This window comes from Streptomyces sp. CB01635 (assembly GCF_002803065.1).
In the GTDB taxonomy this organism is placed as follows: Bacteria; Actinomycetota; Actinomycetes; order Streptomycetales; family Streptomycetaceae; genus Streptomyces.
Genome location: NZ_NNBL01000001.1, coordinates 741,101 through 767,011 on the forward strand (window position 1 = coordinate 741,101; position 25,911 = coordinate 767,011).

20 protein-coding genes and 1 tRNA gene are annotated in these 25,911 nt (G+C 70.2%); 10 read left to right on the plus strand and 11 right to left on the minus strand.

Going from position 1 to position 25,911, the window contains the following annotated elements; all coding sequences use genetic code 11:
* Positions 1-34 precede the first annotated feature (34 nt).
* Positions 35-1,195, plus strand: a complete 1,161-nt coding sequence (locus CG723_RS03165) for a sugar phosphate isomerase/epimerase family protein (protein ID WP_100591599.1) — start codon at positions 35-37, stop codon at positions 1,193-1,195.
* 75 nt (positions 1,196-1,270) lie between these two features.
* On the opposite strand, the gene CG723_RS03170 is transcribed toward CG723_RS03165, so the two are convergent.
* The 5 genes from CG723_RS03170 to CG723_RS03190 form a co-directional block, all read right to left on the minus strand.
* Complete coding sequence (locus CG723_RS03170; protein WP_199841639.1) at positions 1,271-2,656, minus strand: OFA family MFS transporter; 1,386 nt, start codon at positions 2,654-2,656, stop codon at positions 1,271-1,273.
* Position 2,657: 1 nt separating this feature from the next.
* Positions 2,658-4,043, minus strand: coding sequence for an OFA family MFS transporter (locus CG723_RS03175; RefSeq protein WP_100591600.1), 1,386 nt, complete (start codon positions 4,041-4,043; stop codon positions 2,658-2,660).
* A gap of 226 nt (positions 4,044-4,269) precedes the next feature.
* Positions 4,270-6,411, minus strand: a complete 2,142-nt coding sequence (locus CG723_RS03180) for an acetate--CoA ligase family protein (protein WP_100591601.1) — start codon at positions 6,409-6,411, stop codon at positions 4,270-4,272.
* 3 nt (positions 6,412-6,414) lie between these two features.
* Positions 6,415-7,656, minus strand: coding sequence for a formyl-CoA transferase (gene frc, locus CG723_RS03185; protein WP_100591602.1), 1,242 nt, complete (start codon positions 7,654-7,656; stop codon positions 6,415-6,417).
* Between the two features lie 11 nt (positions 7,657-7,667).
* On the minus strand, positions 7,668-9,350 hold the full coding sequence (locus CG723_RS03190; RefSeq protein WP_100591603.1) for a thiamine pyrophosphate-binding protein: 1,683 nt from the start codon (positions 9,348-9,350) through the stop codon (positions 7,668-7,670).
* A 144-nt stretch (positions 9,351-9,494) separates the two neighbouring features.
* Between CG723_RS03190 and sucC the strand changes: the two genes are divergently transcribed.
* From sucC to CG723_RS03205, 3 genes are all read left to right on the plus strand, one after another.
* A complete protein-coding gene (gene sucC / locus CG723_RS03195) occupies positions 9,495-10,625 on the plus strand; it encodes an ADP-forming succinate--CoA ligase subunit beta (RefSeq protein WP_100591604.1) in 1,131 nt (376 codons plus the stop codon).
* A gap of 43 nt (positions 10,626-10,668) precedes the next feature.
* The gene (gene sucD / locus CG723_RS03200; RefSeq protein ID WP_100591605.1) at positions 10,669-11,547 is read left to right on the plus strand and encodes a succinate--CoA ligase subunit alpha; all 879 of its coding nucleotides are present in this window, start codon (positions 10,669-10,671) and stop codon (positions 11,545-11,547) included.
* Positions 11,548-11,660: 113 nt separating this feature from the next.
* On the plus strand, positions 11,661-13,256 hold the full coding sequence (locus CG723_RS03205; protein ID WP_100591606.1) for an aldehyde dehydrogenase family protein: 1,596 nt from the start codon (positions 11,661-11,663) through the stop codon (positions 13,254-13,256).
* Positions 13,257-13,313: 57 nt separating this feature from the next.
* On the opposite strand, the gene CG723_RS03210 is transcribed toward CG723_RS03205, so the two are convergent.
* Positions 13,314-14,651, minus strand: a complete 1,338-nt coding sequence (locus CG723_RS03210; protein ID WP_100591607.1) for a DUF2254 domain-containing protein — start codon at positions 14,649-14,651, stop codon at positions 13,314-13,316.
* 142 nt (positions 14,652-14,793) lie between these two features.
* On the opposite strand from CG723_RS03210, the gene CG723_RS03215 reads away from it, so the two are divergent.
* The 4 genes from CG723_RS03215 (at position 14,794) to CG723_RS03230 (ending at position 16,971) form a co-directional block, all read left to right on the plus strand.
* Positions 14,794-14,881, plus strand: a tRNA-Leu gene (locus tag CG723_RS03215).
* A gap of 123 nt (positions 14,882-15,004) precedes the next feature.
* Complete coding sequence (locus tag CG723_RS46780) at positions 15,005-15,316, plus strand: hypothetical protein (protein WP_199841640.1); 312 nt, start codon at positions 15,005-15,007, stop codon at positions 15,314-15,316.
* A gap of 308 nt (positions 15,317-15,624) precedes the next feature.
* Positions 15,625-16,149, plus strand: a complete 525-nt coding sequence (locus CG723_RS03225) for a hypothetical protein (protein ID WP_234374101.1) — start codon at positions 15,625-15,627, stop codon at positions 16,147-16,149.
* A 93-nt stretch (positions 16,150-16,242) separates the two neighbouring features.
* On the plus strand, positions 16,243-16,971 hold the full coding sequence (locus tag CG723_RS03230) for a Mut7-C RNAse domain-containing protein (RefSeq protein WP_100591610.1): 729 nt from the start codon (positions 16,243-16,245) through the stop codon (positions 16,969-16,971).
* Here CG723_RS03230 and CG723_RS03235 read toward each other — a convergent pair.
* On the minus strand, positions 16,917-18,383 hold the full coding sequence (locus tag CG723_RS03235; protein ID WP_199841641.1) for an APC family permease: 1,467 nt from the start codon (positions 18,381-18,383) through the stop codon (positions 16,917-16,919). The genes CG723_RS03230 and CG723_RS03235 overlap by 55 nt on opposite strands.
* A 196-nt stretch (positions 18,384-18,579) precedes the next feature.
* On the opposite strand from CG723_RS03235, the gene CG723_RS03240 reads away from it, so the two are divergent.
* Entirely contained in the window at positions 18,580-19,188 is a 609-nt protein-coding gene (locus CG723_RS03240; RefSeq protein ID WP_159032376.1) for a TetR/AcrR family transcriptional regulator, read from the plus strand.
* Between the two features lie 61 nt (positions 19,189-19,249).
* Positions 19,250-21,217, plus strand: a complete 1,968-nt coding sequence (locus CG723_RS03245) for an oxidoreductase (RefSeq protein ID WP_100591612.1) — start codon at positions 19,250-19,252, stop codon at positions 21,215-21,217.
* A gap of 37 nt (positions 21,218-21,254) precedes the next feature.
* Here the strand turns inward: CG723_RS03245 and CG723_RS03250 are convergent, their stop codons facing one another.
* The 4 genes from CG723_RS03250 to CG723_RS03265 form a co-directional block, all read right to left on the minus strand.
* Positions 21,255-21,998 carry a GntR family transcriptional regulator gene (locus tag CG723_RS03250; RefSeq protein ID WP_100591613.1) on the minus strand — a complete coding sequence of 248 codons (744 nt, stop codon included), beginning with the start codon at positions 21,996-21,998 and terminating at the stop codon, positions 21,255-21,257.
* A 104-nt stretch (positions 21,999-22,102) separates the two neighbouring features.
* A complete protein-coding gene (locus CG723_RS03255) occupies positions 22,103-23,269 on the minus strand; it encodes an acyl-CoA dehydrogenase family protein (RefSeq protein WP_100591614.1) in 1,167 nt (388 codons plus the stop codon).
* Complete coding sequence (locus tag CG723_RS03260; protein ID WP_100591615.1) at positions 23,266-24,498, minus strand: CaiB/BaiF CoA transferase family protein; 1,233 nt, start codon at positions 24,496-24,498, stop codon at positions 23,266-23,268. The genes CG723_RS03255 and CG723_RS03260 overlap by 4 nt, the downstream gene beginning before the upstream one ends.
* Entirely contained in the window at positions 24,495-25,718 is a 1,224-nt protein-coding gene (locus CG723_RS03265; protein ID WP_100591616.1) for an MmgE/PrpD family protein, read from the minus strand. The genes CG723_RS03260 and CG723_RS03265 overlap by 4 nt, the downstream gene beginning before the upstream one ends.
* Between the last annotated feature and the right edge of the window lie 193 nt (positions 25,719-25,911).

Here is a 25,911-nt window from a genome sequence, read left to right on the forward strand (position 1 = left end):
CACGCCCCGCACCCACCCGAGAAAGAGAGAGACCGTGACCGCGTTCAACGATGAATCCGGACCCGGCGACGCCCTGCGCCGCGCTCTCGGCGTCAGCCGCCGCCGCTTTCTGAGCACCTGCACCGCCGCGGGGGCAGCCGCCGTCGCCGCACCCGTCTTCGGCGCATCGCCCGCCCTCGCCCAGAGCACGCACAACGGCGGCCGGGGCGGCGGCCACCACGCCCTCGTCCCGGCATCCAAGCGCGGCATCATCCTCTACACCGTGCGCGACGCCACGGGCAGGGACCCGCTCGCCTCCAACCTCCCGTCCGGGTTCCGCGAGGTCTTCAAGGAGCTCGCCCGTTACGGCTACAAGCAGGTCGAGTTCGCCGGCTACGGCCAGCACGCCAACGCGCCCGGCGGCGCCAACCTCGAATCCGTCGAGGGCGCCAAGCTGCTGCGCTCCTGGCTCGACGAGTACGGCCTGCGCGCCCAGGGCAACCACGGCTTCATCCCGGGGTCGTGGCCGCTCAGCCAGCCCGACCTCGACACGTTCAAGAAGCACCTGGAGATAGCCAACATCCTCGGCATGGACCACATGGGCACCGGCGGCGACCCCACCGGCAGCGCCTACCGGTCCGACTGGGACACCGCCGCCGACAAGTGGAACGCGCTCGGCAAGATCGCCCACGGCGCCGGCCTCAAGCTGTACACGCACAACCACGACGCGGCGTACGGCTTCCTGCTCGACGGCGGCCCCCTCGACGCGCAGGGCAAGCCGACCCGCAGCTCCGGCATCCGCAAGCTGGAGTACTTCCTCAAGGTGACCGACCCGAAGACGGTCTGGCTGGAGATGGACATCTTCTGGGCGCACGTGGCCCAGTACAAGTTCCACACCTACACCGCCCACGACGGCTCCCAGCGGGAGAACGTCTTCGACCCGGCGGCGCTCGTGAGCCGCAACAACAAGCGCTACCCGCTGTTCCACGCCAAGGACGGCACGGTCAACGAGACCAACGGCATGGGCTACGACATGGTGCCGTTCGGCACCGGAGTCATCGACTACGAGAGGTTCTTCACCCGCGTCGGGGCGATGAACTACCACAACCCGATGGTCGAGCAGGACAACGCGCCCAGCGACACCGACCTCGGCCAGTCCCTCAAGTTCGCGAAGATCGGCTACGACAACCTGGCCGGTCTGCGCAAGAAGCGCTGACGTCGCGACACACATGAGTGGGGCCCGGCCACCAGGCCGGGCCCCACTCCTATGAGTACTTCCGGTGGGTGCGCCCTACGCGGTGGCCACCACCTTCTCCGCCTGCTCGCCCCCGGGCTGCCGCAGCAGCAGGGCCACGGCTGCCGCCACCATCGAGACGCCCCCGGCGAGCGCGTACGCCCCGTTGTAGCCCCACGCGGCGACCACCATGGAGCCGAGCCCGCCGCCGAACAGGCCGCTGACCAGCTTGCCGCTGTACACGAGGCCGTAGTTGGTGGCGTTGTAGTTCTCGCCGAAGTAGTCCGGCGTGAGCGCCGCGAACATCGGGTAGAACGCGCCGCCGCCGAAGCCCGACAGGAACGCGAAGAACAGGAACAGCCACTCACTGTGGATGTCACCCGCCCAGATGACGCCGAACTGGGCGAGGCCGAGCACGACGATGACGAACACCAGGCTCACCTTGCGACCCCAGATGTCCGACAGCCAGCCGACGACCGCACGTCCGACGCCGTTGATGACCGCCATCACACCCATCGACGACGCGGCGACCAGTGGCCCGAAGCCGACCTCCTTGGCGAAGTCCACCTGGAAGGAGATGCCGAAGATCGACACGCCTGCCGTCAGCACGAGGCTGAACCACATGAGCGGCAGCATGCCGGTCCTGACGGCCTCCATGGGCGTGAACTGACGGACGGCGGGCGGGTTCTTGGCGAGGGACTTGGCCTCCTTGTCCGAGCCCGACTTCTTCAGCGGGTCGACCTCGTGCGGCCACCAGTTCTTCGGCGGGTCCCGGAAGAAGAACGCACAGGCGAGCACGACCACCAGCACATAGACACCGATCATGTCGAGCACACGGTGGTAGTTCGACGTGTCGAACGCGTAGTTGAAGATGAAGATGAACGGAAGAGACCCGTACGCGAACCCGCCGTTGACGAATCCGGTCTTGCCGCCTTTTCGCTCCGGGAACCATTTGCCGACCATGTTGATACAGGTCGAGTAGACGAGGCCGGAGCCCAGTCCGCCGATGACACCGAATCCCAGGATCGCCAGCCACACGTTGTTGAAATGGGACAGCGCGAGGAATCCGAAGAGGCAGAGGAAGGCGCCGACCATGGTGGCCCGCTTGGCGGTGAGGATGCCCTTCTCCCGCATCCATCCGGCCGGGAAGGCGATGCCCGCCTGGAAGAACACCCAGACGCTCAGGATCCAGAAGGTATTCGACTGCGTCCAGCCATGTGCGCTGGACAGGGTGTCCTCCGCCGAACCGTAGGCGTACTCGGAAACGCTGATGGCCATCATCGCGACCCATGGCAGATACACCATGAACTTACGGGAATGGCCGAGGATGTCGCGGTCCGTCTCGCCTACGCGATAGACGCGGCCGTTCTCGTCGGTGATCTCTCGGTACTTGCTACCAGTGGTCGTCGCTGAGTTGCCTGCGGCGATGGGCTCCGCCGTCATATCAAGCCATCTCCTCACCGAGCGGTTGCGGGTTGGGTTGGATGTCACGGGACTTGGACCTGCCGGGTTGGGACAGGAAGAGCGCGATGAAGCCGGCGAGGAAGGAGATGCAGCCCGCCAGGATGAAGGCACCGGAGTGCCCCCAGGCCCCGACGACCACGGCGCCCATCCCCGCGCCAAGGCCGGAGACGAGCTTGGAGCTGTAGACCATGCCGTAGTTGGTGGCGTTGTTGTTCTCGCCGAAGTAGTCCGCAGTGAGCGCCGCGAACATCGGGAAGATGGCGCCGCCGCCGAAACCGGAGATCGCCGAGAAGACCAGGAACAGCGGCAGGTTCTTGGCCTCGGCCGACCAGAGGATGCCGAACTGGGCGAACCCGAGGATGGCGCAGACTGCGAGCAGACACTGCTTGCGGCCGTAGCGGTCGGACAGCCATCCGATGACGCCGCGCCCGCTGCCGTTGACGAGCGCCTTCAGGGACATCGCGGTGGCAACGATTCCGCCGGCGAAGCCGGCCTCTTCGCCGATGTCCACCTGGAAGGCGATGCCGAAGATGTTCACGCCGGAGGTGCAGGCCAGACAGAACCACATCAGTGCCACTCGGCCGGTGCGCCAGGCCTCCAGCGGGGTGTACTGCTTGACGGCCGGCGGGTTCTTCTCCAGGGAACGCCGGGCGCGCGGGTCCTCCGGCGGATGGAGTGGATCGACGTTCGCAGGCCACCAGTTCTTCGGCGGATCCTTGAAGAAGGAACCGGCGACAGCGACCATGGCGGCGAGCAGAACGCCCACCGAGAGCAGCACCCAGCGGTAGTTGGTCAGGTCCATGTAGCCGGTGAACAGGAAGACGAACGGCACCGAACCGTAGGCGAAGCCGCCGTTGACGAAGCCGGTCTTGCCGCCCCTTCGCTCCGGGTACCACTTGCCCACCATGTTGACGCAGGTGGCGTACACCATGCCCGCGCCCATGCCGCTCAGCACGCTGAAGCCGATATAGGCGAAGACGACGTGTGGTGCCAGGGCCAGCGACAGATAGCCCATGAAAGTGCCCGAGGCGCCGATCATCATCGCCCAGCGGGCCGGCAGCCTGCCGCTCTCACGCAGCCTGCCCGCGGGGAAGGCGACCGCGGCCTGGAAGAACACCCAGACGGTCATCATCCAGAAGATGTGCAGGCTGTTCCAGTCGTGCGCGGTGTGCAGGGTGTCCTCGGCGGACGCGAACGCGTACTCGGCGGAGGAGATCCCCATCATGCCCACCCAGGGCAGGATCACCATCCACTTGCGCTTGCGGCCCAAGATGTCGATATCGGTCTCGCCAACCCGGTACACACGGCCGTTGGCGTCCGTCACCTCCCTGTAAGGGACGGAGGTTGATAGATCGGTTGCGGTCATGACGGTCGCACCCCTTGCGTCGAAAGATCTGGCCAGCGCCCCCTGTCCAAATTCCTTTCGCGTGCGCATGGGTCCCGGGGCCGGCCTGCGCGCACCGCCGGCCGGCCCCCAGTCCGGTCACCTCATGAAGCGCCCCCCAACAGCCCCGCCGCACGGGCCCACCGGGCGGTGTTTCGCCCGGGGGCGACCCCCGGACCCCCGGCCGGTTCGTCGGCTGGTCCGGGCATCACAACAGCCCCGCCGCACGGGCCCACCGGTACTTGGCACCGAGTGCGGCCACCGGCTTCTCGGTCGTGTACGGGTACGCCACGACCCCGCGTTCGTAGAGGTACTGGCAGGCCTCCTCGACCTCTACGTCGCCCGCGAGCGACGCCACCACGGGCTTCTCGATGCCCCGCGCGCGGAACTCCTCGACCACCCGCGCGGTCAGCTCCGCGAAGACCATCGGCGGGGTGACGATCGTGTGCCAGTAGCCGAGGACGAGGGAGTGGATCCGCGGGTCCTCCAGGCCGAGCCTGATGGTCGCCTCGTACGTCGACGGCGGCTCACCGCCCGTGATGTCGATCGGGTTGCCCGCGGCGCCGAAGGGCGGGATGAAGGCCTTGAACGCGGCGTCCAGGTCCTCCGGGATCTCCATCAGGGACAGGCCGTTGTCGACGATGGCGTCCGAGAGCAGCACACCCGAGCCGCCCGCGCCGGTGATGATGACGACGTTGTCACCCTTCGGCGTCGGAAGCACGGGCAGCGCCCGCGCGTACTCGAGCATCTCGTTCAGCCCCGGCGCCCTGATGACGCCTGCCTGCCTGAGGATGTCGTCGTACACCGCGTCGTCTCCCGCGAGGGCTCCCGTGTGCGAACCGGCCGCCTTCGCGCCCGCGCTGGTGCGCCCTGCCTTGAGGACCACGACGGGCTTCTTCGGTACCGTCGCCCGCGCGGCCTCCACGAAGGCTCGCCCGTCCTTCAGGTCCTCCAAGTGCATCGCGATGCACTTGGTGTTGGGGTCCTCGCCGAACCAGGTGAGCAGGTCGTCCTCGTCGAGGTCCGACTTGTTGCCGAGCCCGACGATCGCGGAGACACCGGTCTTCGTCGTGCGCGCGAAGCCGAGGATCGCCATGCCGATGCCCCCGGACTGCGAGGTCAGCGCGACCCCGCCCTTCACGTCGTACGGCGTGCAGAACGTGGCGCACAGGTCCTGCCACGTCGAGTAGTAGCCGTAGATGTTCGGCCCGAGCAGGCGTACCCCGTACCGCTCGCCGATCGCCACGATCTCGTCCTGGAGGGCCTGTTCACCGGTCTCGGCGAACCCGGAGGGGATCAGGACCGCGTTCGGGATCCCCTTGCGTCCCACCTCTTCGAGGGCCGAGGCCACGAACTTGGCGGGGATCGCGAAGACCGCCACATCCACCTCACCCGGGACGTCCGTGACACTCTTGTACGCCTTGCGGCCCAGGATGTCATCGGCCTTGGGGTTCACCGGATGGATCTCCCCGGAGAAACCCCCGTCGATCAGGTTGCGCATGACCGAATTGCCGATCTTGCCCTGCTCGTTGGACGCGCCGATCACCGCGACCGAGCGCGGCTGCATCAGCCGGCGCATCGACCGGAGGATCTCCTCGCGCGAGTACGTGCGCCGCTGCTTCGGCACCCCGTCGGCGAGGATCACCCGGATGTCGGCGGCGACCGCGCCCTCCGGTGTGGCGATCACGGGGTTGAGGTCGACCTCGGCGATCTCCGGGAAGTCGGTGACCAGTTGGGACACCCGGCGGATCTGCTCGGCGAGCGCCCACCGGTCGACCGGCTGCGCGCCGCGCACCCCGCGCAGCACCTCGGCCGCCCGGATCGAGTCCAGCATGGACACGGCCTCGTCCGCGCCGACCGGCGCGAGCCGGAACGTCACGTCCTTGAGCACCTCGACCAGCACACCGCCGAGCCCGAACGCGACGACCTTCCCGAACGTCGGATCGGTGACGGCCCCGACGATGACCTCCTGGGAGGAGGGGCCGGTCGGCAGCAGCTCCTGCACCTGCACGCCCTCGATCCGGGCGTCCGGCGCGTAGGCCCGCGCGTTCTCCACGATCTTGCAGAAGGCGGCCCGCACGTCGGCCGCGCCCTCCACCCCCACGATCACGCCGCCCGCGTCCGTCTTGTGCAGGATGTCGGGGGAGACGATCTTCATCACGACGGGTCCGCCGAAGCGTGCCGCGTACGCGACCGCCTCCTCCACGTCCGTGGCCAGCTCCTCGCCGGGCACGGAGATCCCGTACGCGTCGGCGATCACCTTGCCCTCGGGGGCGGTGAGAGCGCTGCGGCCCTCCGCGCGCACGGACTCCAGCAACGCCCGTACCGTGAGCTCACGGTCCTCGGCCATCAATCAGATCACTCCGTTCGACTTGAGCAGGCGCAGTTCCTCGTCCCCGAGCCCCAGCTCCCCGACGAACACCTCGGCGTTGTGCTCGCCGAGCAGGGGTGAACTGACCACTTCCACGGGGGAGTCGGAGAGCTTGAGGGGGGAGCCGACCGTGGTGAACGTGCCGCGCTCCGGGTGGGCCACCTCGACGACCATCTCGTTCGCGACGAGCGACTCGTCCTCGATGATCTCCTTGGTGGAGAGGATCGGCCCGCACGGGATGTTGTGCGCGTTGAGCCGCTCGAGCACCTCCCACTTGGGCAGGGTCGAGGACCACTCCTCGATGAGCTGGAACATCTTGTTGAGCTTGGGCAGGCGCGCCTCGGGCGTCGCCCACTCGGGGTCGCCGGCCAGCTCGGGCCGCCCTATCAGCTCGCTCAGCGGCTGCCAGCCGACGGGCTGCACGATGACGTACACGTAGTCGTTCGGGCCGCCGGGCGCGCACTTGACCGCCCAGCCCGGCTGGCCGCCGCCGGACGCGTTGCCCGAACGCGGCACCTCGTCCGCCTCGGCGGTGTCCTGGGAGTTCGGGTACTCGGCCAACGGGCCGTGCGTCAGACGCTGTTGGTCGCGCAGCTTCACCCGGCACAGGTTGAGCACCGCGTGCTGCATCGCGACGTTCACGCGCTGGCCGCGCCCGGTGTTCTCGCGCTGGAACAGCGCCGCGAGGATGCCGGCGACGGCGTGGATGCCGGTGCCGGAGTCGCCGATCTGCGCGCCGGTGGCCAGCGGCGGACCGTCCTCGAACCCGGTCGTCGCCATCGAGCCGCCCATGGCCTGCGCCACGACCTCGTACGCCTTGAAGTTGGTGTACGGGCCGTCGCCGAAGCCCTTGATGGAGGCGTAGACGATGCGCGGGTTGATCTCCTGGATGCGCTCCCACGTGAAGCCCATCCGGTCGACGGCGCCCGGGCCGAAGTTCTCGACCATGACGTCGGAGCGCCGGATCAGCTCGGTGAGGAGCTCCTTGCCGCGTTCCGTCTTCGTGTTGAGGGTGATGCTCCGCTTGTTGCAGTTGAGCATCGTGAAGTAGAGCGAGTCGACGTCCGGCAGGTCACGCAGCTGCTTGCGCGTGATGTCCCCGGTCGGCGCCTCCAGCTTCACCACGTCCGCGCCGAGCCAGGCGAGGAGCTGGGTCGCGGAGGGCCCGGACTGCACATGGGTCATGTCGAGGACACGGACGCCCTCAAGAGCCTTGGTGGTCATGGCAGGGCTCCTCACTTGTACATGGTCTGGTTCATGGTTCCGGGGGCGTACGCGTCCGGGTCGACCCACACGTTGATCAGCGAGGGCTTCCCGGACTCGCGTGCCCTTCGGAGCGCGGGCGCGATGTCGGCGGGGTCGCGGACCTCTTCGCCGTAACCCCCCAGCATCTGGGCGAACTTGTCGTAGTGGACGTCGCCGAGGGTGTTGCCGACGCGCTCACGCTCGTCGCCGTACTTGGCCTTCTGGCCGTAACGGATCTGGTTCATCGACGAGTTGTTGCCGACGATCCCGACGAAGGGCAGGTTGTAGCGGACGAGGGTCTCGAAGTCCCAGCCCGTCAGCGAGAACGCCCCGTCGCCGAAGAGCGCGACGACCTCCTTGTCGGGCCGCGCCTGCTTGGCGGCGAGGACGAAGGGGATGCCGACGCCGAGGGTGCCCAGCGGCCCCGGGTCCATCCAGTGGCCGGGCGACTTGGGCTGCACGACCTGCCCGGAGAAGGTGACGATGTCGCCGCCGTCCCCGATGTAGATCGAGTCCTCGGTGAGGAAGTCGTTGATCTCGCCGACCAGACGGTACGGGTGGATGGGAGAGGCGTCGGAGCGAAGGCTCGGCAGCCGCTTCTCGATGGCGGTCTGCTCGGCGGCCCGCAGCTCGTCGAGCCACTCCTTGCGCTTGGCGCCCCCGCCGTTGAGCCGTCCGGAGGCGGCCTCGGTGACCGACTTCAGGACGAGGCCCGCGTCGCCGACGATGCCGAGGTCGATGTCGCGGTTCTTGCCGACCGTGCGGTAGTCGAGGTCGATCTGCACGACGGTCGCGTCGGGGGAGAGACGCTTGCCGTAGCCCATGCGGAAGTCGAAGGGCGTGCCGACGATGATGATGAGGTCGGCGTTCGAGAAGGCGTAGCGGCGCGAGAGCTGGAAGTGGTGCGGGTCGCCGGGCGGCAGGGTGCCGCGGCCCGCGCCGTTCATGTACGCGGGCACATTGAGGGCGCGGACGAGTTCGATGGCGTCCTCGGTCGCGCGGGTCGTCCACACCTGGCTGCCGAGCAGGATCGCCGGCTTCTCGGCGTGCACGAGGAGGTCGGCGAGCTTCTCGATCGCCTCGGGGTCACCGGCCGAGCGGGTCGAGGCCCGGTACTGCCCGGCCTGCGGTACGCGGGCCTTGTCCACCGGCACCTTGGCGTCGAGGACATCGCGCGGGATCTCCAGGAACGACGGGCCGGGGGCGCCGTGGTAGCACTCGCGGAACGCCATCGACACCATGTCGGCGGCGCGCGCGGTGTCCGGCACGGTCGCGGCGAACTTGGTGATGGGCGTCATCATGTCGACGTGCGGCAGGTCCTGGAGCGAGCCCATCTTGTGCTGGGTGTGCGCGCCCTGGCCGCCGATGAGGAGCATGGGTGACTCCGCGCGGAACGCGTTCGCGACGCCGGTGACGGCGTCGGTGGTGCCCGGGCCCGCGGTGACGACGGCACAGCCGGGCTTGCCGGTGATGCGCGCGTACCCGTCCGCCGCGTGGGCGGCGACCTGCTCGTGACGGACGTCGACGACTTCAATGCCTTCGTCGACGCAGCCGTCGTAGATGTCGATGATGTGGCCGCCGCACAGGGTGTAGATGACCTCCACACCTTCTGCCTTGAGTGCCTTGGCGACCAGATGACCACCGGAGATGAGTTCCTGGCTGTCGTCGGGCATGAGGAAGTCCTGTCCCTTCGTAGGGGAGTCGTGCGCTGTCGCAGTACATTGCATACAGTCGACGAATACTGTATGAAGCTTGTTATCCCGCATCCGGTGGGTGGTGTCCAGGGGGCGTGCGGCACTTTTACGGCAGGAGCCGAGATGGACCTGTACGAGCACCAGGCAAGGGAACTCTTCGAAGAACACGGCATCTTGGTGCCGAAGGCCGAGGTCACGGACTCGCCCAAGGAGGCCCGCGAGATCGCGCGCAGGCTGGGCGGCCGCGTCGTCGTCAAGGCACAGGTGAAGACCGGGGGCCGCGGCAAGGCGGGCGGCGTCAAACTCGCCGCCGACCCGCCCGCCGCCGAACTGACGGCACGCCAGATCCTCGGCATGGACATCAAGGGCCACACCGTCGGCAGGGTCATGCTGGCCCAACCGGTCGACATAGAGAGCGAGTTCTACGTCTCCTACGTCCTCGACCGGGCCGCCGGGCGCTTCCTCGCCATCGCCTCCGCCGAGGGCGGCATGGACATCGAGGAGGTCGCGGCGACCCGGCCCGAGGCCGTGGCCCGCATCCCGATCGACCCGGCCGAGGGTGTCACCACGGCGAAGGCGGCACAGATCGCCGAGGCCGCGGGCCTCCCCGACCGGACCGTCGACGTACTGGTCCGCCTCTGGGACGTCCTCATCCGCGAGGACGCCGTACTCGTCGAGGTGAACCCCCTCGTGCGCACGAGCGACGGCCAGATCCTCGCCCTCGACGGCAAGGTCACCCTCGACGACAACGCCCGCTTCCGCCAAGAGCGTTGGGGTACCCAGGAGTCCGCCCACGACGACGCCCTCGAAGCGGCCGCCGCGGCCAAGGGTCTCAACTACGTGAAGCTCGACGGCGAGGTCGGCATCATCGGCAACGGCGCGGGGCTCGTCATGTCGACGCTCGACGTGGTCGCGGGCTGCGGCGCCCGCCCCGCCAACTTCCTCGACATCGGCGGCGGCGCCTCCGCGCAGATCATGGCCGACGGCCTCTCCGTCATCCTGTCCGACCCGGCCGTGAAGTCCGTCTTCGTGAACGTCTTCGGCGGCATCACCGCCTGCGACGCCGTCGCCGACGGCATCGTCCAGGCCCTGGAGTCCGTACGGCTGACCAAACCGCTCGTCGTCCGCCTCGACGGGAACAGCGCCGTCCAGGGCCGCGCCATCCTCGACGGCCGCGCCCACCCCCTGGTCGAACAGGCCACCACCATGGACGGCGCCGCGCGCCGGGCCGCCGAACTCGCCAACGCGGGCTAAGGAGCCGGGACATGGCGATCCACCTCACCAAGGAGAGCGGGACATGGCGATCTACCTGACCAAGGAGAGCAAAGTCCTCGTCCAGGGCATGACCGGCGCCGAGGGCATGAAGCACACCCGGCGCATGCTCGCCGCCGGCACGAACGTCGTGGGCGGCGTCAACCCGCGCAAGGCGGGCCGGAGCGTCGACTTCGACGACCGCGCCGTCCCCGTCTTCGGCTCCGTCGCCGAGGGCATCGCGGCCACCGGCGCCGACGTCACCGTCGTCTTCGTACCGCCCGTCTTCGCCAGGGCCGCCGTCACGGAGGCCGCCGACGCGGGCATTCCGCTGGCCGTCGTCATCACGGAGGGCATCCCCGTACACGACGCCGTGACCTTCCACGCGTACGCCGCCGCGAAGGGCACCCGCATCATCGGCCCCAACTGCCCCGGCCTGATCACCCCCGGCCAGTCCAACGCCGGCATCATCCCCGCCGACATCACCAAGGCGGGCCGCATCGGCCTCGTCTCCAAGTCGGGCACCCTCACCTACCAGCTCATGTACGAACTGCGCGACATCGGCTTCTCCACCTGCGTCGGCATCGGCGGTGACCCCGTCATCGGCACGACGCACATCGACTGCCTCGCCGCGTTCCAGGACGACCCCGACACCGACCTGATCGTCCTCATCGGGGAGATCGGCGGTGACGCGGAGGAGCGCGCCGCGGCCTATGTCCGCGACCACGTCACCAAGCCCGTCGTCGCCTACATCGCCGGGTTCACCGCCCCCGAGGGCAAGACCATGGGGCACGCGGGCGCGATCGTCTCCGGCTCCTCCGGAACGGCGCAGGCCAAGAAGGAGGCCCTGGAAGCGGCCGGGGTCCGCGTCGGCTCCACCCCGACGGAGACGGCCCGCCTGGTACTCGACCGCTTGGCGGACTGACGCGTACAGCGCGAGTGGGGAGCGAGCCCACCGGGCAACCTCCCCACTCCACCCCGCCCGCACCAGCCATGCACCCCCCGCCCCGACTGTGCACCGTGAGCGGAGAACCCGAAATGGCAAGCAACCCCAAGTCCCGCACCCCTGGCCCCGACGCCCCCGACCTCGAGGCCCCGGCGGCGACCACCCTCAAGGCCGGCACCTCCTGGCACGACGCCTGGCAGCGCTGCCTCGCCGTCGCCCCGGAGGCGTTCCGCGACGACCGTGTACTCAACCTGTGGAACGGCACCTGGCAGGCCGACGGCCGCGCGCTGCCCGCCAGTACGCCCGTCGACGGCAGTCCCATCGCCGGGCCGCCCCGCCTCGACGCCGCCACCGCCCACCGGGCGGTGCGCGCCTCCCTGGACCAGCACCGCGCCTGGCGGCACATCCCGCTCGACGAGCGCCGCGCCCGCGTCGGCGCCACCCTCGACGCCCTCACCCAGCACCGCGAACTCCTCGCACTCCTCCTCGTCTGGGAGATCGGCAAGCCCTGGCGCCTCGCCCAGGCCGACGTCGACCGCGCCATCGACGGGGTGCGCTGGTACGTCGACGGTATCGAGCCCATGGTCCAGGGCCGCGCCCCGCTCGACGGCCCCGTCTCGAACATCGCCAGCTGGAACTACCCGATGAGCGTCCTCGTGCACGCGGTCCTGATCCAGGCACTCGCCGGCAACGCGGTCATCGCCAAGACCCCCACCGACGGCGGCGTGGCCTGCCTCACCCTGGCCTGCGCACTCGCCGCCCGCGAGGGCATTCCCGTCACCCTCGTCAGCGGCAGCGGAGGCGAACTCTCCGAAGCGCTGGTGCGGGCGCCCGAGATCGGCTGCGTCTCGTTCGTCGGCGGCCGCGACACCGGAGCCGCCGTCGCCACGGCCGTCGCCGACCTCGGCAAGCGCCACATCCTCGAACAGGAGGGCCTCAACACCTGGGGCATCTGGAACTACTCCGACTGGGACAAGCTCTCCGCGGTGATCCCCAAGCTCTTCGACTACGGCAAACAGCGCTGCACCGCGTACCCGCGCTTCGTCGTCCAGCGCAGCCTGTTCGACGACTTCCTGGCCGCGTACCTGCCGGCCGTACGCACCCTGCGCGTCGGCCACCCCCTCGCGGTGACGAACCCCCAAGACCCCTACCCCCAGCTGGACTTCGGCCCGCTGGTCAACGCAGCGAAGGCAAAGGAACTCAACGACCAGGTCGCCGAGGCCATCGACCGAGGCGCCGTCCCCCTGCACCGCGGCGCCCCGGACCCCGCCCGCTTCCTCCCCGGCCAGGACACGAGCGCGTACGTCCACCCGGTCACGCTCCTGAGCCCACCCCCCTCCTCCCCTCTCCACCACGCCGAACCGTTCGGCCCCGTCGACACGATCGTCCTGGTCGACACCGAGGCGGAACTGCTCGCCGCGATGAACGCCTCCAACGGCGCGCTGGTCGCCACCCTCTCCACGGACGACGACGCGACGTACGACCGCCTCGCCCCCCAGATCCGCGCCTTCAAAACGGGCCGGGGCAAGCCGCGCTCGCGCGGCGACAGGGACGAACTGTTCGGCGGCTTCGGCGCGTCCTGGCGCGGCGCGTTCGTGGGCGGCGAACTGCTGGTGCGGGCGGTCACCCAGGGGCCCGAGGGCGAGCGCCTCCCGGGCAACTTCCCGGACTACCACCTGATGCCGTAACCCTCACGGCGTCAACGAGCGGCACACCACCGTCAGGGCGGGCGGTGTGCCGCTCACTCACCCGATGCCCTGCCGGTCCGGCCGGAGCGCGAAGTCGCGGTCGGCGGCCTCCGGCACGGCCCGCTCCACGGCCAGCGTCAGCAGCTCCCGGTGCCGCAGCAGGGGCTCGCGCCGCTCCTCGGGCGCGAGCAGCAGCAGATCGTCGAGCCCGGCCAGCATGCGCCGCGACACCTGGGGACTGCCGGCCGCACACCCCCGGATCTCGGTGAACCCCAGATCGACGAGCGCCTCCCACCCCGGAACCGGCTGCACGAGCCGCACCACGCCGCCCCGGTCCGTGTACCGCAACGAGTCGAGCGGACGGTTCGCGACCGCGGCGAGGAACTGCACGATGCGGTCGAGGGCCTGCACGGCCGTCGTCGGATCGTTCACGGCGGGGGAGAGGGCGCGCAGCGCGATGTCGGAGAGCTGCCGCAGCCCGAACCCGAGATCCTGGTGGAAGGTGCGCTCGACGCCGACGTGGACGGTGTAGCGCAGGGCTCGCAGGGAGGGCGGTGCCCCGCCGTGCACGGCGAGGACGGGCGTGCCGGGCACCACGAAGTCGCCGGTGCGGGGGAGGAGCCGCAGGGTGACCCCGGGCCGGTGCCGGGCGGCGCGGATGAGCCGGGCGATATTGACGTCGCGCAGCACACCGGCCCGCCCGCGATGAACGATCCGCGCGGTCTCGGGCCCCAGCTCGTCCACATCACCGGCACCCCTGACGTCCACCGGCATCCGGGCCACGACCTTGAAAGCTTCCGTCGTCACCCGGTCGATCACGTAGCCCACGCGCATCATCCGCAGCGTCGAGTTCACGTACATCACGAACAGCAGCAGGCTGAGCCCGACCATGAGGAGGGTGAGCACGGACTGCACGACGGGCACGGACCTGACGAGCTTCGGGTCGGGCTCGCTGTCGTACGAGGTCAGCACGAGCAGCGACAGCACGAACGTCGCGAGGAAGACGGCGAACGTCGCCTTCGTGATCCGGCTCCGGATGAAGATCCGCACCACCCGGGGGCTGAGCTGCCCGCTCGCCATCTGGAGCGCCACGAGCGAGATGCTGAAGACGACACCGATGAAGGTCATCATGGCGGCGCTGATGGTGCTCACGACGGTCTGCGCGTCGTCGGCGATGCTCTGGAGCTGGGAGATGCTGTCGTACGCGCCGGCATCACGGAGCGTGTCGACGATGGCGGTGTCCAGCTCATCGGCCAGGAACCACACGACGAAGATCCCGACCATGGCTCCGGTCGGCGCGAACCAGAAGGTGTCCCGGAGGTGCTCCCGCAGCGGCGACAGAGCCCGCGGCCGCCGCACCCGCGGAGATGCCCCGGTGACGTGCTGACTACTCATGGTGAGACTGTAGGCGGCCCCGCTCCCGACCCCCCGCAGGTGCCGCCGAGGCGACGGATATGCAGGTGAAAGGCACTCCGAGGCTTTGGTATTGTTATCCATGTCGCCGCGGGGAACACCCCGGCCGGGCGACAGACACCTAGTCCGGGTGGCGGAATGGCAGACGCGCTAGCTTGAGGTGCTAGTGCCCTTTATCGGGCGTGGGGGTTCAAGTCCCCCCTCGGACACCAGCTGAGACCCCAGTTCATCTGGGGTCTTTTGCGTATCTGGGCGGCGTGATCAATCGGGCACGCAGTGTCCGCATCGACACGGCTGCTCCGGCAGCACGTCGATTGACCAGGAGGCCTCCCGGCGTGACCGGCCTGCTGCGAGGGCCCTGGGGAGTCCTTGTCGTCCTCGCGAACATGCTCAACGCCTATGTCGCGTACGGAGCCTTGGTGACTCGGCCGCAGGGCGACTGGGATGAGCAGACGCTGACGGGGATCGAGTTTGCGTCGGTGTTGCTGATCGCGTTCGGCACCCTCACCCTCTTGGCCACCCTGCTCGCTGTGCGGCGGCGGAGCCTCGGGCGCTGGTGGCTGACGCCGCCTCTGGGCTTCCTGGTGGTGGGTGCGGCGCGCTGGTCGTACATCGCGATCGGTTTTCCGCGGGGCTTCGGCGGCTGACAGGCGCAGCCGGACGTTCGTGGTCCTCGGGAACCTCACCGTGGTCCTCGGTGAAGTCGATGGCTTCGCCCCGGAGGAATGCGTCCCAGACGCGTCGCTCGGCCGGTGTCAGGTCGTTGATCTCCACCGGGGCGACTTTGGTCGGCGGGCGAGTGTGGTGTCAACGGTGCCTGGCGTGGGGCCTGCTGCTCACGCCTGAGGTCGTGCCGACGACCTGATCCGTTACGCTGACCGGCGGGTTAGTCGGTACATGCCAATAACGTGAAGGCGCACGGGAACGTGCGCGCGCGTGGTGAGTGATGAGGGACATGTCTGTGATGCGGCGTCCGGCGCTGGCCGGGTTCATGGTGGTGCTGATGGCAGCACTCGGTGCCTGTGGTGGCGGTGGTGCGGACAACGTGTCGGGCCACGGTGGTGGCAAGGGCGGTGGGTACTCGAAGCCGCACTCCGACCAGGTGCGCGGTCTTTACGACGCCGTCCGGCATCTTCCGCGCAAGACCGCCAAGGGCACCCGCGCGCACATGGTCAAGGAGTGCGATCCGGCGACCCGGAAGGTCAAGCACACCTCGCGCAGCGGCAGCGGTAAGCGCAAGAAGATCCGCACCTGGTACACCACCGAGCACTACAAGCAGTGCCACAAGGTCCGCAAGGGCAGCGAGACGTACACCCGCGTCGTGCGGACCGAGCGGTGGTGCGTGCGGCTCGACGACGTGAACGGGAAGGCCGCCAAGGACGACCTCTGGTTCCGGGTCAGCCCCGCCACGTACAGCGAGGTCCACGGCAAGGACGAGCACGCGCGCGTGAAGTTCGAGCCGAGGGCGCGCGGCTGCTGACGCGGTCGGCTCAGGTTCGGTGTGCGGCGGATCCCGCCACGTGGGAGGGAAAACCCCAGGTCCCCGCCCCGGCGCCCATGGCATCCTGAGCCGATGAACGGACCGGAGATCGTCGTCAGCGTCGTGCCCGAGCTGGAGCTGTTCGTTCCGCATGCGCGGCGCGGAGGCGCGGCCGTCCCGCTCGTCACCGACGGCGTGTCCACGCTGGGGCACGTGATCGAGTCGCTCGGCGTGCCGCTCACGGAGGTCGGGGCGCTGGTCGTGGACGGGCGCGAGGTGGCCGTCGGGCACATTCCCGTGGCCGGGGAGCGGGTCGAGGTGCGGGCCGTCGTCCGGCCGCAGAGTGTCGAGGGGGCGCCGCTGCGGTTCCTGCTCGACGTCCATCTCGGCACGCTGGCGCGGCGGTTGAGGCTGCTCGGGGTCGACTCCGCTTACGAGTCCACGGACATCGGCGACCCCGCGCTGGCGGCCCGCTCCGCCGCCGAGCGGCGCGTCATGCTCAGCCGGGACCGGGGGCTGTTGCGGCGGCGTGAGCTGTGGGCCGGCGCGTATGTCTACAGCGACCGGCCCGACGAGCAACTACGCGACGTACTGGGCCGGTTCACGCCCGAGCTGCGCCCCTGGAGCCGGTGCACCGCCTGCAACGGGCTGCTGAAGGAAGCCCGTAAGGAAGACGTCGTCGACCTGCTCGAGGGCGGGACGCGCGGAACGTACGACGTGTTCGCCCAGTGCCGTACGTGCGGGCGCGTGTACTGGCGGGGTGCCCATCACGACCGGCTTGAGCGGATCGTGGGGCGGGCGGTCGCCGAGTTCGGGGGCTGAGGGGCCGCTTCATCGTCCGGCATCAGGGGCGGTTCGATGCGCCAGGCGATGCGCTGCCCGTCCTGGACCACCCTGCGGTACGCGTACAGCACCACCGAGATCAGCAGGATGCCGACCGCGAGGAAGGACTCCGTGGCGCCGCCGTAGCCCGCGAGGGACGGATGCGTGACGCCGACCGAGACGATCACGATGTTGAAGGCCAGGATGGCCCAGGCCACCGGGATCCAGGCGCGGGCGCGGCGGATCGGACGGGGCCAGTCGGGGCGGTCCTTGCGCAGGAGCAGGAAGCCGGCGACCGCGAGCGTCATGGCCACCAGATAGCCGAAGTTGCTGGCGATGAGGATGCTCAGGGGCTCGCCGAGCAGAACCACGATCGCCGCGTTGACGAGCGCGTCCAGCGTGAGGGCGCGGCCCGGCACACCCCAGCGGTTCACCTTGTCGAGCTGCCGTACGGTCATGCCCTCGCGCGCCAGGCCGTACAGCGCCCGCCCCCCGTCCGCCGTGCACGACACCATGCCGAAGAACATCGAGACGATCAGGATGAGGACGCCGACATCGGAGAAGCCGCCGAGCGCCTGGGTGAAGGCGGTGGCGAACGCGCCGACCGGGTCCGAGCGCAGCGTCGCCTCGCCGACGCTGCCGACCGTCGCGAGCGGGACGACGAAGAAGACGCCGAGCGAGATGAGGGACGTCAGCCGCAGGGCCTTCGCCGTGTCGCGCGCCGTGTCGCGGTACTCGGGCGCGAACGACGCGCAGATCTCCGTGCCGTACGTCGTCCAGGCCGTGACGTAGAACCACACGATCAGCGTCATCCAGCTACCGCCGTGGTACCAGGTCAGACGTGACGCGTCCCAGCTCCCCGGGCGCAGGAACGGGGCGATGACGACCACCGCGAGGCCGCACATCACCAGGGCCGCGACGGCCTTGGAGACGCTCGCGGCCAGCCGCGCGCCGAAGTAGTTGCAGGCCCAGCCGCCGGCGATCGCCAGGACGGCGAGCGCTTCCGGAAGGCCGATGCGGTGGCCGGGGAACGGAATCGACGGGGCGTGCGGGAACCACTGGGCGGTGATGAGGTGGCCGATCGCCGCGCCGTTGACCGCGATGCTGAACGACCAGCCGATCCAGTAGCCGTACGACGCCACGGCGCCGAGCGGGGCGAAGTAGCGCTTCCAGCCCTCGGTGGCGTATCTGCTGATCCCGCCCGACATACCGGGGAACATCGCGGCGGTCTCGGCGAACAGCATGTTCTGCGCGAACGCGACGAGCGCCCCGACGCACCAGATGGTGATCGCCGTCCAGCCTCCGATCGCGCCCACGGTGTAACCCACCGTCAAAAGCAGGCCGTTGGGGATCACCATGGCGATGGCGAGGCCGTCGCGCCAGGTCAGGGACTTGTGCAGCTGTTGGCTCAAGGGGGCCACCTGTCTCGGTCGGGGACTGACGGGAGAAGGTCCGGTACGGCGAAAAGTGATGCCGCTGTGCTGTGTCGGCGGTCACAATAATTCGTTATTGTGGGCCGGGATAGGGGTCCGGCAGTGGCCAATTCCAGAGGGGCCGGTACCCGGGCGACCGGCTCCGGAGCGACCGGCACAGAGACGAGGGGCGGGCATGGGGGAGAAGGAGAGCGGTGGCGACGCGGGCGAGGTGCAGCGCGAGCGGATTCTGCGGTCGGCCGCACTGGTCATGGCCGAACGAGGCTTCGACGCGGCACGCATGAGGGACGTGGCGCGCGGCGCCGGAGTGTCCATCGGGCTGCTCCAGCACTACTTCGACACACGCGACCTGCTGTTCCGCGAGGCCTTCGAGTGGTCGATCGGCGAGCTCATCGCCCGCTGGCGCAAGGGTGCTTCCGCCGAGCCCGACCCGTGGCGCCGCTTCGAACTCCTCGTACGCGAACTGGCCGACGACCCCGACCTCCAGCGGCGGTGCGCGACCTGGACCGAGTTCTGCGCGAGCGCCGCCCGCAGGCCCGAGCTGCGCGACGGGGTGCGCCGCGCCCACGAGGACTGGCGCGAGCTCGTCCTCGGTATCGCCGAATCGGGCGTCGCGGCAGGGACGTTCGTGCCCGTCGTGTCCATCGACGTCGCGGTGCGCTCCGTGCTCGCCGCCGTCGACGGCTGCGACATGGCCGTGGCGTCGGGCAGCGGCATGGGGGCGGAGGGCTACGCCGCAGTCATCCTCGCCACCGCCCGCTCGGTCCTCGGCGTACGCGACTGAGCTGTTCTTCGCTCCCTCGACCCAACTGATCCGAGCCGCAGTTCACAGGAGGCACCGCGCCATGACGTCGACCGCATTCCCGCACCTGTTCAGCCCGCTCGCCATCGGCGGCGTGACTCTGAAGAACCGTGTGCTGTCCTCGGGGCACGACACAGTCCTCGTCGAGGGCGGGCAGGTCACGGACGACCTGGTGGCCTATCACGAGGCGCGCGCCGAGGGCGGCGTCGGGCTCATCGTCGTACAGGTGGCGGGAGTTCACGAGACCGCGCGGTACACGACGCATGTGCTCATGGCCACGGACGACTCGTGTGTCGAGGGGTACCGGCGGCTCGCCGAGGCTGCGCACCGGCACGGCGCGAAGGTCTTCGGGCAGCTCTTCCACCCGGGACGCGAGATCCTGGAGTCGCGCGACGGCTCCGCGCCCGTCGCCTGGTCGGCGTCGGCGACGCCCAGCGAGCGCTTCCATGTGATGCCGCACGCCATGACCGAGACCGAGATACGCGAGGTCGTCGACGGGTACGGAGAGGCCGCCCGCCGGTTGCGCGCCGCCGGGCTCGACGGTGTGGAGGTGGTCGCCAGCCACGGCTACCTCCCGGCCCAGTTCCTCAACCCGCAGGTCAACGTGCGCACGGACGGCTACGGGGGTGACGCGGACGGCAGGCTGCGGTTCCTGCGCGAGGCGCTCGCGTCGGTACGCGCACACACCGGGCCCGACTTCGTGGCCGGACTGCGTATCTCCGGCGACGAGTTGAGCCATGACGGCCTCACCGCCGAGCTCGCCGTCGAGGCGTCCGAGCGGCTGGACCGCGAGGGCCTCGTCGACTATGTGAGCGTCTGCGCCGGGTCGTCGGCGACGATCTCCGGCGCCGTGCACATCGCGCCCCCGATGACACAGCCCGCTGGATACACCGCCCCCATCGCGGCGCGCGTGCGGGCGGCCGTCGGCGTGCCGGTCATGGTCGCCGGGCGCGTCAACCAGCCCCAGGAAGCCGAGCAGATCATCAGGGAGTGCCAGGCCGACGCCTGCGCCATGACCCGCGCCCTGATCTGCGACCCCGACATGCCGGGCAAGGCGAGCGACGGCCGTACGGAGGAGATCCGCGCTTGTATCGGCTGCAACCAGGCCTGCATCGGTCACTTCCAGCGCGGCTATCCGATCTCCTGCATCCAGCACCCCGAGACCGGCAGGGAGCGCCGGTTCACGCGGCTGCCCCTGCCGACCAGGCGCCGACGGGTCCTCGTCGCCGGTGGCGGACCGGCCGGGCTCAAGGCCGCCGCCGTGGCCGCGTCCCGTGGGCACGACGTCACCCTGCACGAGGCGGGTCGGCGCGTCGGCGGACAGGTGCTGCTCGCCCAACTCCTGCCTGGCCGCGCCGAGTTCGGGGGCGCGATCACGAACCTGGAGGGCGAGGCGCGGCGGGCCGGGGCGCGGATCGTCACCGGGTCACGCGTCGACGCCGAACTCCTCGACCGTGAACAGGCGGACACGCTCATCGTCGCGACCGGAGCGGTCCCGCGTCGGCCCGCCCTCGAACTCCTCGACGACCCCGTCGTCCTGGACGCCTGGGACGTCGTCCGCGGCACCGCCGACGTCCCCAAGGGCCGGATCGTCGTCGCGGACTGGCGCGGCGACTGGATCGGCATCGGCGTGGCCGTCCAGCTCGCGCGCCAAGGACGGAAAGTGACGCTGTGCACGACCGGCTTCGGCGCGGGTGAGCATCTTCAGCAGTACGTGCGCGCGTCGATGCTCGCCGAGGCCGCGCGGGCCGGGGTCGAGACCGTGCCGACGGTGCGCCCCTACGGTGCCGATGCCGACACGGCGTACTTCCAGCACACCCTCACCGAGGAGCCGGTGATCATCGAAGGGGTCGCGGCCGTCGTCCTCGCCCAGGGGCACGACCCCGTGGGTGAGCTCGCCGGTCTGGCGGACGGACGGGTGGGCGAGGTCCTGATGGCGGGGGACTGCGTGTCACCGAGGACCGTGGAGGAAGCCGTACTGGAGGGGCTGACGGTGGCGTCGTCGCTCTGAGGCAGCCCATGAGTGGCGGTCGGCCGGCGTGCGCGCCTCAGCGCGGATGGCGGCGCAGCCGCACCCGGTACGAGTAGTGCTCCGGCAGGAAGTGGCTCACGGCCAGCTCGACCGGGCGGCCCGACGCCGACAGGTACAGGCGGTCGATGCGGAGCAGCGGATGCTGCGGCGGGCAGTCCAGGTGCGCCGCCACCTCGGCCGAGGCGAGGGCGACCGTGACGGACTGCTCGGCCTCCGCGATCGGCTCGGGCAACCGGCCGTCGAGGAGGCCGATGACGGTGACGCGGCTGTCCGCGCCCGCCTCCGTCAGCTCCGGGCGGTCCGCGACGAGCGCGCCCACGTCCGGCGGCAGATGCACCGTCGTCAGGCAGAACGGGGTGTCCTCGTGCAGCCGCAGGAACGACAGGTGGTCCACACGGTCGGAGCCGACCCGCAGCCTGCCCGCAGCGTCCACGTCGACCCGGCGGCGCAGCGGCGACACGAGGCGCATCGTCGTGTCGAGGGACAGAGCCATGAGGTCCTCGACCGAGCCGAACTGCCGCAGATACTGCTCCTCGCGGGGCGCCGCGAACGTGCCGCGCCCCGGGACCCGGTGCACCAGACCCTCCGTGACCAGGTCCTGGAAGGCGCGCCGCACGGTCTGCCGGCTGAGCCCGTGGGAGGCGGCGAGCTCCGCCTCCGTGGGCAGCCGCACCCCCTCGGGGTAGTCGTGCCGCAGGATCGCCTCGCGCAGCTCGCGCGCGAGGCGCACATAGGCGCTGTCACGCCCGGGGGCCGCCATCTGTGTCCCCCTCGTCCGCTGTGTGCGTGTCGTACGCGTCATGTCTGCCGTTCACCGCCCTGCCTGTGCCGTGAGTCTAATGGCCGTACAAGACGGTGCGCAGGTCAGACGTCCAGACCGCCGCGGGAGACGAGCTGGCGCACGATGACGTTGCGCTGGATCTCGTTGGTGCCCTCGCCGACGATCATCAGGGGCGCGTCGCGGAAGTAGCGCTCGACGTCGAACTCGGTCGAGTAGCCGTAGCCGCCGTGGATACGGACCGCGTTCAGGGCGATCTCCATGGCCGTCTCCGACGCGAAGAGCTTGGCCATGCCCGCCTCCATGTCGACGCGGCGGCCCGCGTCCGCCTCGCGGGCGGCGTACAGGGTGAGCTGGCGCGCCGCGGTGAGCGAAGTCGCCATGTCGGCCAAGTAGTTGCCGATCGACTGGTGCTTGTAGATGGGCTCGCCGAACGTCTCGCGCTCCTGCGCGTAGCGCAGCGCGTCCTCGAACGCGGCCCTGCCGACGCCCAGCGCGCGCGAGGCGACCTGGAGGCGGCCCGTCTCCAGGCCCTTCATCATCTGCCCGAAGCCCTTGCCCTCGATGCCGCCGAGCAGCGCGCCGGCCGGGACGCGGTAGTCGTCGAAGGTCAGCTCGCAGCTCTCGACGCCCTTGTAGCCGAGCTTCGGCAGGTCGCGCGAGACGGTGAGCCCCGGGCCGTGCTCGGCGAGCAGGATGGAGATGCCGCGGTGCTTCGGCTCGGCCGCCGGGTCCGTCTTGCACAGCAGCGCGATCAGCTGCGAGCGGCGGGAGTTGGTGATCCAGGTCTTGCCGCCGTTGACGACGTACGAGTCCCCGTCGCGCCGCGCGACCGTGCGCATCGCCTGGAGGTCGGAGCCGCCGCCCGGCTCGGTCAGGGCCATCGTCGAGCGGATCTCGCCGGTCGCCATCTTCGGCAGGTAGCGGTTCTTCTGCTCGTCGGTGCCGAAGTGCAGCAGCAGCTTGGAGACGACGGTGTGGCCGCCCATGGCGCCCGCGAGGCTCATCCAGCCGCGCGCCAGCTCCTCCGTGATCAGTACGTAGCAGGGCGTGGAGACGGGCGTGCCGCCGTACTCCTCGGGGATCGCGAGACCGAAGATGCCGAGGTCCTTCATCTGCTCGATGAGTGCCTCAGGATAGGTGTTGGCGTGCTCCAACTCCCTTACGACCGGCTTGACTTCGCGGTCCACGAAGTTCCGCACGGTCTCGACGATCATCAGTTCGTCGGAGGAGAGGGTGTCGAGGGTGCTCACTTCGCGGACGCTCCTTGCTCGTGGTCGTGCGTGGTGTCGATGACGCCCTGCGCGCGCAGCCGCTCGATGTCGGCGGCGCTGCGGCCCAGCGCGCTGAGGATCTGTTCGGTGTGCTCTCCCGCGGCGGGGACGGGGTCCATCCGGGGGGTGACGCCGGAGAGGTCCGCCGGGGGAAGCAACGCTTGTACGGGTCCTTGGGCGCCCGGCACCGCGATGTCGCGCCACCGGTCGCGCTCGGCGAGGGCCGGGTGGGCGAGGAACTCGGCGATGGAGTTCACACCAGCGTTGGCGATGCCGGCCTTGTCGAGCAGTGCCATGGCGTCCTCGCTGCCGAGCTCGGCGAAGCGCGCGGAGACGGCCGCGTTGACCTCGTCGCGGTGGGCGACGCGGTCGGCTCCGGTGGCCATGCGGGGGTCGTCGGTGAGTTCGGGACGGCCGAGGACGGTGGAGCACAGTGCCTGCCACTCGCGCTCGTTCTGGATGGAGAGCAGCACCTCCTTCCCGTCGGAGGCGGTGAACGGGCCGTAGGGCGCGATCGTGGCGTGCTGGGCGCCGATGCGCGGCGGCTGCGTACCGCCGTAGCGCGTGTAGTAGGCGGGCTGGCTCATCCACTCGGCGAGCGCCTCGAAGAGGGAGACCTCGACGGCGGGCGCGCGTCCGGTGGTGGCCCGCGTGTAGAGGGCGGAGAGGACGCCGCTGTACGCGTACATGCCCGCCGCGATGTCGGCGACGGAAATGCCCACGCGGGCGGGCTCGTCGGGCGAGCCCGTGATGGAGAGCAGTCCCGTCTGGCACTGCACGAGCAGGTCGTACGCCTTGCGCTGCGACCAGGAGCCGCTGGTGCCGTATCCGCTGATGGTGCAGGGGATCAGGCGGGGGTGGCGGGCCTGGAGCGCGGCGGGGCCGAGGTCCATGCGGTCGGCGGCGCCCGGCGCGAGGTTCTGGACGAACACGTCCGCGTCCGCGAGGAGTTCCTCCAGGATGTCCCGGCCCTCCTGCGACTTGAGGTCCAGGGTGAGGGACTCCTTGGAGCGGTTGAGCCACACGAAATAGCTGGCCTGGCCGTGCACCGTGGTGTCGTAGCGGCGGGCGAAGTCGCCTCCGCCGGGACGCTCGACCTTGATGACGCGGGCGCCGAGGTCGGCGAGCTGGCGGGTGGCGAAGGGCGCGGCGACGGCCTGTTCCAGGCTGACGACCGTGATGCCTTCGAGGGGGAGCGGGTCGGTCATGCGGGGGCCTTCCCGGGAAGTTCGGTCAGGAGCAGGGTGCGGGCCGACTCCCAGGTCGTGTCCTTGAGCAGAGCGGGTACGTCGCTGCCGCACGCGACGAACTTCTCCACCAGCTCCACGTCCGTCGGCGGACGTTGGGGCGAGCCCGGGGGATGGGCGAGGGCGGACCGCAGGACCCGGCCGTCGGTGAGCGTCACCGCGAGGTCGACCTCGCCGTCGAGGAGCCCGGCACCGCCCTCCGTGCGCTCCGTCTCGACCGTGGCCATCAGGCGCCGCGCCTCAGGTCGGCCCACGGCCTCGTCCGTGAAGGCGCCGAAGCCGGGGAATCCGTCGAGCAGGGCCGTCGCCACCGCGTACGGGAGGCTGAACTTGCCTTCGAGACCTGTCTCCGGACGGTCGTGGATGAGGGGGTGGATGGTGGCCCCCGGGGTGGTGACGCGGACGGCCGTGACGTCGTCGGGGCCGCACTCGGCGCGCAGGGCGCGCAGCGCCGCGATCGGGCGCTGCATCGCGTAGCAGCAGGGGAACATCTTGATGGCGAGGCCACCGGGGACGGCGGGGCCGCCGGTCCGGGGCGCCCCTCCCTCGGTGCCGCCCGATCCTTGCGCGCCCACCAGCTTCAGCCACGCGTCGACCGCCCGCGGGTCGGCCGTGGCGCCGGCCCGGGCCAGGCGCGCCGCCCGCACCCCCGCCTCCGCCGCGAAGCCGACCTGGAGCGACTTGCTGTGGGTGCCGAACGCGGCCTGGACCCCGCTCGCGCCGGGCACCGCGAGCGCCATGGCCGTCGCGAGCTGCGTGGGAGTGAGGCCCCAGGCGACGCCCGCCGCGACGGCCGCCGCGGGGGCGCCCGCCGTGCACGTGGCGTGCCAGCCGGCCGCGTAGTGCGACCAGCCGAGCAGTGTGCCGAGCCGGGCCATCACGCCGGCCCCGGCGAGGTAGGCGCGCGCGTCGCCGCCCGCCGCGAGGACCGCGGGGACGATCACCACGCTGATGTGTGTCGTGGACTCGATGTGCAGGTCGTCGAAGTCGAGGACGTGCCCGACCGCGGCCCAGCGTGCCGCGTCCGGCAGCTCGGCGGCCAGCGCGCTCACCGGGTGGTCGCGCGCGGCGAGCGTGACCGCGACCGTGTCCAGGAGGGAGCGGCGGGCGAGCGCCAGGTCCTCGGCGTCGGGTTCGTATCCGTACGCCCACTCGGCGAGCGATTCCGCGATGGCCGGCATGGCTTCCCTTCGTACATCCTGCACTGCGTGGTTACTTTGTACGGCCAAATGATGAGGGCGTCAATGCCGCCACCACAGGGCAACTCAAAGCTTTCACATGCGAATTCCTCTCAAGGGGGTTGACGGAACGCCCGGCGGGGCGGACGCTGGGCCGCGTTTTGTACGGCACAATCCGCCATTGAGGCGGCCACAT

Bases quoted from the DNA above. Each gene is read 5' to 3' on its own strand.
- CG723_RS03170 (WP_199841639.1), bottom strand. From the start codon at position 2,656: ATGACGGCGGAGCCCATCGCCGCAGGCAACTCAGCGACGACCACTGGT.
- CG723_RS03175 (WP_100591600.1), bottom strand. From the start codon at position 4,043: ATGACCGCAACCGATCTATCAACCTCCGTCCCTTACAGGGAGGTGACG.
- CG723_RS03180 (WP_100591601.1), bottom strand. From the start codon at position 6,411: ATGGCCGAGGACCGTGAGCTCACGGTACGGGCGTTGCTGGAGTCCGTG.
- frc (WP_100591602.1), bottom strand. From the start codon at position 7,656: ATGACCACCAAGGCTCTTGAGGGCGTCCGTGTCCTCGACATGACCCAT.
- CG723_RS03190 (WP_100591603.1), bottom strand. From the start codon at position 9,350: ATGCCCGACGACAGCCAGGAACTCATCTCCGGTGGTCATCTGGTCGCC.
- sucC (WP_100591604.1), top strand. From the start codon at position 9,495: ATGGACCTGTACGAGCACCAGGCAAGGGAACTCTTCGAAGAACACGGC.
- sucD (WP_100591605.1), top strand. From the start codon at position 10,669: ATGGCGATCTACCTGACCAAGGAGAGCAAAGTCCTCGTCCAGGGCATG.
- CG723_RS03205 (WP_100591606.1), top strand. From the start codon at position 11,661: ATGGCAAGCAACCCCAAGTCCCGCACCCCTGGCCCCGACGCCCCCGAC.
- CG723_RS03210 (WP_100591607.1), bottom strand. From the start codon at position 14,651: ATGAGTAGTCAGCACGTCACCGGGGCATCTCCGCGGGTGCGGCGGCCG.
- CG723_RS03225 (WP_234374101.1), top strand. From the start codon at position 15,625: ATGTCTGTGATGCGGCGTCCGGCGCTGGCCGGGTTCATGGTGGTGCTG.
- CG723_RS03230 (WP_100591610.1), top strand. From the start codon at position 16,243: ATGAACGGACCGGAGATCGTCGTCAGCGTCGTGCCCGAGCTGGAGCTG.
- CG723_RS03240 (WP_159032376.1), top strand. From the start codon at position 18,580: ATGGGGGAGAAGGAGAGCGGTGGCGACGCGGGCGAGGTGCAGCGCGAG.
- CG723_RS03245 (WP_100591612.1), top strand. From the start codon at position 19,250: ATGACGTCGACCGCATTCCCGCACCTGTTCAGCCCGCTCGCCATCGGC.
- CG723_RS03250 (WP_100591613.1), bottom strand. From the start codon at position 21,998: ATGGCGGCCCCCGGGCGTGACAGCGCCTATGTGCGCCTCGCGCGCGAG.
- CG723_RS03260 (WP_100591615.1), bottom strand. From the start codon at position 24,498: ATGACCGACCCGCTCCCCCTCGAAGGCATCACGGTCGTCAGCCTGGAA.
- CG723_RS03265 (WP_100591616.1), bottom strand. From the start codon at position 25,718: ATGCCGGCCATCGCGGAATCGCTCGCCGAGTGGGCGTACGGATACGAA.